At 70.6% G+C, this 6,139-nt stretch carries 4 protein-coding genes, 1 pseudogene and 1 riboswitch; all 5 genes and pseudogenes read left to right on the forward strand.

Annotated features, from left to right (window positions below):
* Positions 1-150 precede the first annotated feature (150 nt).
* A riboswitch (glycine riboswitch) is annotated at positions 151-244 on the forward strand.
* Positions 245-379: 135 nt separating this feature from the next.
* Positions 380-3,211 carry an aminomethyl-transferring glycine dehydrogenase gene (gcvP, locus tag ACWEVN_RS45630; RefSeq protein ID WP_452055433.1) on the forward strand — a complete coding sequence of 944 codons (2,832 nt, stop codon included), beginning with the start codon at positions 380-382 and terminating at the stop codon, positions 3,209-3,211.
* A gap of 66 nt (positions 3,212-3,277) precedes the next feature.
* Entirely contained in the window at positions 3,278-4,369 is a 1,092-nt protein-coding gene (gene gcvT / locus ACWEVN_RS45635; RefSeq protein WP_452055431.1) for a glycine cleavage system aminomethyltransferase GcvT, read from the forward strand.
* A 12-nt stretch (positions 4,370-4,381) separates the two neighbouring features.
* Positions 4,382-4,759 carry a glycine cleavage system protein GcvH gene (gene gcvH / locus ACWEVN_RS45640; RefSeq protein WP_310974570.1) on the forward strand — a complete coding sequence of 126 codons (378 nt, stop codon included), beginning with the start codon at positions 4,382-4,384 and terminating at the stop codon, positions 4,757-4,759.
* The gene (gene glyA / locus ACWEVN_RS45645; protein ID WP_452055432.1) at positions 4,759-6,033 is read left to right on the forward strand and encodes a serine hydroxymethyltransferase; all 1,275 of its coding nucleotides are present in this window, start codon (positions 4,759-4,761) and stop codon (positions 6,031-6,033) included. Before gcvH ends, glyA begins: the two co-directional genes overlap by 1 nt.
* Positions 6,030-6,139 (forward strand): annotated as a pseudogene (locus ACWEVN_RS45650) (lipoyl synthase); the annotation flags it as partial. The gene glyA and the pseudogene ACWEVN_RS45650, both read left to right, overlap by 4 nt.

Here is a 6,139-nt window from a genome sequence, read left to right on the forward strand (position 1 = left end):
CGAACGCCACATTGGGTGCGTTGGACGCACCCAACGCCACATTGGGGCGCTTGGGGGCCGGTCGAGGCTCACTGTGGTGTTGCCCGGGTGAAGTGGACGCCCGCGGGACGCGCCGGGTACCGTTACCGCCACAACTGCAGATCGGGCCGTCGAGCCGAGGCGGGAGAGCCCTCACGAAGTCGGTGGGGCACCGAAGGAGCAAACTCCCCGGAATCTCTCAGGTATCCGCTACCGCTTCGCGCGAGGCCACTCTGGAAAGCAGGCGCACCCGCGCCTCACCCAAGGTGAAAGCCGCTGCACAGGCGGTGAAACTCTCAGGTGCCATGACAGAGGGGGAGTTCCCAGCGCACCGGTGTGCGCCCGGCCCGAGGAGCTCCCGATCACTTCCACGCAGTTCGACGCCCGCCACATCGGCCCGTCCGAGGCCGAACGCGCGAAGATGCTGGCCGAGTGCGGCTACGGCAGCCTGGACGCCCTCGTCGGCGCCGCCGTCCCGAGCGCCATCCGCGCCACCCGTGACCTGCGGCTCCCGCCCGCCGCGTCCGAAGAGGACGCCACCGCGGAGCTGCGCGCCCTCGCCGCGCGCAACCGGCCGATGACGCAGATGATCGGTCTCGGCTACTCCGACACCGTGACCCCCGGCGTGATCCGCCGGAACGTCCTCGAGAACCCCGCCTGGTACACCGCGTACACGCCCTACCAGCCGGAGATCTCGCAGGGCCGCCTCGAAGCGCTGCTCAACTTCCAGACGATGGTCGCGGACCTGACCGGCCTGGCCACCGCGAACGCGTCCCTGCTGGACGAGTCGACCGCGGTCGCCGAGGCCGTCACGCTGATGCGCCGCGCGTCGAAGTCCAAGTCGAACAAGGTCGTCCTGGACGCCGAGTGCCTTCCGCAGACCATCGCCGTGGTGCGGACCCGCGTCGAGGCCCTCGGCATCGAGGTCGAGGTCCGCGACCTGCTGACCGGCCTGCCCGAGGACTTCTTCGGCGTCGTCGTCCAGTACCCGGGCGCGTCCGGTGTGCTGCGCGGCCGCGGCTTCTACCACGCGATTTCCGAGTCGGCGAAGGCCGCGGGAGCGCTGTTCACCGTCGCCGCCGACCTCCTCGCCCTCACCCTGATCACCTCGCCCGGCGAGTTCGGCGCCGACGTCGCCGCCGGGTCGACGCAGCGCTTCGGCGTCCCGCTCGGCTACGGCGGCCCGCACGCCGGGTACATGTCCGTCCGCTCGGGGCTCGAGCGCTCGCTGCCCGGGCGCCTGGTCGGCGTGTCGGTCGACGCCGACGGCAACTCCGCCTACCGCCTCGCGCTCCAGACGCGGGAGCAGCACATCCGCCGCGAGAAGGCGACGTCCAACATCTGCACCGCGCAGGTCCTGCCCGCCGTGCTGGCCGCGATGTACGCGGTCTACCACGGCCCGGACGGCCTGAAGAAGATCGCCCAGCGCGTCCACGGCCTCGCCGCGGGCTTCGCCGACACCCTCCGTCAGACCGGCGTCGAGGTCGTGCACGAGTCCTTCTTCGACACGGTCGTCGCGCACGTTCCCGGCCAGGCCGCCGAGGTCCACGCGGCCGCCCGCGAGGCCGGAATCAACCTCGGGCACGTCGACGCCGACCACGTCCGCGTCGCCTTCGACGAGGTCAGCACCCCCGCCATCGCCGCGAAGGTGCTGAAGGCGTTCGGTGTCGAAGGGGACCTGGAAGACGGTGCCGCGCTGCCGAACGGCCTGGCCCGCGAGAGCGGCTTCATGGGGCACGAGGTCTTCGGCACGCACCGCTCGGAGACGGCGATGCTGCGCTACCTGCGCAAGCTGTCCGACCTGGACTACGCCCTCGACCGCGGCATGATCCCGCTCGGCTCCTGCACGATGAAGCTCAACGCCACCACCGAGATGGAGCCGATCAGCTGGCGCGAGTTCGCCGGCATCCACCCGTTCGCCCCGGCCGAAGACGCCGCCGGGTACCACGAGCTGGTCGGGCAGCTGGCCGGCTGGCTGGCCGAGGTCACCGGCTACGACAAGGTGTCGCTGCAGCCGAACGCGGGCAGCCAGGGCGAGCTGGCCGGCCTCCTCGCGATCCGCGCGTACCACCGCGCCAACGGCGACGAGGCCCGGGACGTCTGCCTGATCCCGTCGTCCGCGCACGGCACCAACGCCGCGTCCGCGGTGCTCGCCGGGATGCGCGTGGTCGTCGTGAAGTGCACCGACGAGGGCAACGTCGACCTGGCCGACCTGCGGTCCAAGGTGGACACCCACCGGGACACCCTTGCCGCGATCATGGTCACCTACCCGTCCACGCACGGCGTGTACGAGCACGACATCGACGAGCTGGCGAAGATCGTCCACGACGGCGGCGGCCAGGTGTACGTCGACGGCGCGAACCTCAACGCCCTGCTGGGCCTGGCCAAGCCGGGCGAGTTCGGCGGCGACGTCTCGCACCTCAACCTGCACAAGACGTTCTGCATCCCGCACGGCGGTGGTGGCCCGGGGGTCGGCCCGGTCGCGGTGCGCGCGCACCTCGCGCCCTACCTGCCGAACCACCCGCTGCTCGACGCCGCCGGCCCGGAAACCGGCGTCGGCCCGATCAGCGGCGCGCCCTACGGCTCGGCGTCGATCCTGCCGATCTCCTGGGCCTACGTCCGGATGATGGGCGCGCCCGGCCTGACCGCGGCGACCGAGGTCGCCGTGCTGGCCGCGAACTACGTCGCTTCGCGCCTGGCGCCGCACTTCCCGGTGCTCTACACGGGCCAGGACGGCCTGGTCGCGCACGAGTGCATCCTCGACCTGCGCCAGCTCACCAAGGAGACCGGCGTGACGGTCGACGACGTCGCCAAGCGGCTCATCGACTACGGCTTCCACGCGCCGACCATGTCGTTCCCGGTCGCGGGCACGCTGATGGTCGAGCCGACCGAGTCCGAGGACCTGGGCGAGATCGACCGGTTCTGCGACGCGATGATCGCCATCCGCGCCGAGATCGACGACGTGGCCAACGGCAAGTGGAGCGCGGAGGAGTCGCCGCTGCGGGGCGCCCCGCACACCGCGGAGACGCTGGTCGGCGAGTGGGACAAGCCGTACAACCGGGAGCTGGCCGTGTACCCGGCGGGTGTTTCGCGCAAGAACAAGTACTGGCCCCCGGTGCGTCGCATCGACGGCGCCCGCGGCGACCGTAACCTCGTGTGCTCCTGCCCGCCCCTCAGCGAGTACGGCTCGTGAGTGTTTAGGCGGGTTCTAACCCTCCTTACCACTCACGACCACCTACGGAAGGCGACAATCTCCCCCATGTCTCGCGAAACTTCCCTGCACGGAGTCCACAAGGGACTCGGTGCGCTGTTCACCGACTTCGCCGGCTGGTCCATGCCGGTCCGCTACGCCAGCGAGCTGGCCGAGCACAAGGCCGTCCGCGAGGCGGCCGGGCTGTTCGACCTCTCGCACATGGCCGAAATCCACGTCACCGGCAAGCAGGCGGCCGACGTCCTGGACTTCGCGCTGGTCGGCAACCTGACCGGGGTCAAGCCGGGCCGGGCGCGGTACACGATGATCTGCAACCCCGAGGGCGGCGTCCTCGACGACCTGGTCGTCTACCGGCTGGAAGACGACCACTACCTGGTCGTCGCGAACGCAGGCAACGCGCAGGTCGTCGCGGACGCCCTGGCCGAACGGGTCGCGGGCTTCGACGCCGTCGTGGCCGACAAGTCCGAGACCACCGCGCTGATCGCCGTCCAGGGCCCGAAGGCCGTCGAGATCCTGGGCGCGGTGACCGACGCCGACCTGGACGCGCTGAAGTACTACGCCAGCGTCCCGGCGTCGGTGAAGGGCCACGACGTCCTGCTCGCCCGCACCGGCTACACCGGCGAAGACGGCTTCGAGCTGTTCGTCGACGCCGACGAGGCCCCGGCGCTGTGGCGGCTGCTGATGGAGGCGGGGGAGCCGCACGGCCTGGTGCCGGCCGGTCTCGCCTGCCGCGACACGCTGCGCCTGGAAGCCGGAATGCCGTTGTACGGCAACGAACTCACCGTCGAGCAGAGCCCGTTCGAGGCCGGGCTCGGCCGGGTCGTCAAGTTCGAGAAGCCGGGCGACTTCGTCGGTCGCACGGCCCTCGAGGAGCGGTCCAAGCAGGACGTCCCGCGCGTGCGGGTCGGGCTTCGCGGAGCAGGCCGCCGCGCTCCCCGCCACGGTTACGCGCTGCTGGCCGGTGACACCGAAATCGGCGAGGTGACCAGTGGCGCCTTGTCGCCCACGCTGGGTTACCCGATCGCCATGGCGTACGTCGATCGGGCGTACGCCGAGCCCGGCACCGAGCTCTCCGTCGACATCCGGGGCAGGATCGAGCCCGTCGAGGTCGTCGCCCTGCCCTTCTACTCCCGCGCGTAAGGACTTTCTCCCGTGAGCATCCCCGAGAACCTGCAGTACACGAAGGAACACGAGTGGCTGAAGGTCGAGGACGGCGTCGCCACCGTCGGCATCACCGCCTTCGCCGCCGAATCGCTCGGTGACATCGTGTTCGTCCAGCTGCCCGACGCGGGCTCGGCGATCACGGCCGGCGAGGTGTTCGGCGAGGTCGAGTCGACCAAGTCGGTCAGCGAGTTGTACGCGCCGGTCTCCGGCGAGGTCGTCGAGGTGAACGGCACCACATCGGACACCCCCGAGGTCATCAACTCCGACCCCTACACCGAAGGATGGCTCCTGAAGGTGCGTCTGACCGGGGACGTGCCGGACCTGCTCGACGCCGCCGCCTACGCCGCGCACACCCAGGAGAACTGATGACGACTTTCGACGCCCCCCTCGCCGACGTCGACCCCGAGGTCGCCGCGGCCGTCGCGGACGAGCTGAACCGCCAGCAGTCGACCCTGGAGATGATCGCCTCCGAGAACTTCGCCCCGGTGGGCGTCCTCGAAGCGCAGGGTTCGGTGCTGACCAACAAGTACGCCGAGGGCTACCCGGGTCGCCGCTACTACGGCGGCTGCGAGCACGTCGACGTCGTCGAGCAGCTCGCCATCGACCGTGCGAAGGCCCTCTTCGGCGCCGAGCACGCCAACGTCCAGCCCCACTCGGGCGCGCAGGCCAACGCGGCCGCGATGTTCGCCGTGCTCAAGCCCGGCGACACGATCCTCGGCCTCGACCTGGCGCACGGCGGCCACCTGACGCACGGGATGAAGATCAACTTCTCGGGCAAGCTCTACAACGTCGTCGCCTACCACGTCGACAAAGAGACCGGGATCGTCGACCTCGCCGAGATCGAGCGCCTGGCCGTCGAGCACCAGCCGAAGCTGATCATCGCCGGCTGGTCCGCCTACCCGCGTCAGCTCGACTTCGCCGAGTTCCGCCGGATCGCCGACCTCGTCGGCGCCCGTCTCATGGTCGACATGGCGCACTTCGCCGGGCTGGTCGCGGCCGGGCTGCACCCGTCGCCGGTGCCGCACGCCGACATCGTCACCACGACCACGCACAAGACCCTCGGCGGCCCGCGCGGCGGCCTCATCCTCAGCCGCGAGGAACTGGCGAAGAAGATCAACTCGGCGGTGTTCCCGGGCCAGCAGGGCGGGCCCCTCGAACACGTCATCGCGGCCAAGGCTGTCGCGCTGAAGATCGCCGCGAGCGAGGAGTTCCGCGAGCGTCAGGAGCGGACCCTGGAGGGTTCGCGGATCCTCGCCGCGCGGCTTGCGCAGGAGGACTGCGCTTCGGCGGGGGTCCGGGTGCTGACCGGCGGCACCGACGTCCACCTGGTGCTCGTCGACCTGGTTCAGTCCACTCTGGACGGACAGCAGGCCGAGGACCGGCTGCACGAGGTCGGCATCACGGTCAACCGCAACGCCGTCCCGTTCGACCCGCGCCCGCCGATGATCACCTCGGGCCTGCGGATCGGCACCCCGGCGCTGGCCACCCGGGGCTTCCAGGCGGAGGACTTCGCCGAGGTCGCCGACGTCATCGCCGAGGCGCTCAAGCCGGACTTCGACGACGCCGTGCGGGCCAAGCTGCGCGACCGCGTCGAGACCCTGGCCAAGAAGCACCCGCTGTACGCGGACCTCGCGCGATGAGCGCCCAGCCCGAAGGCCGGAAGCTGCTGCGTCTCGAGGTTCGCAACAGTGAGACGCCGATCGAGAAGAAGCCGTCGTGGATCAAGACGCGGGTGCGGATGGGGCC

It is taken from the genome of Amycolatopsis sp. NPDC003861 (genome assembly GCF_053605405.1).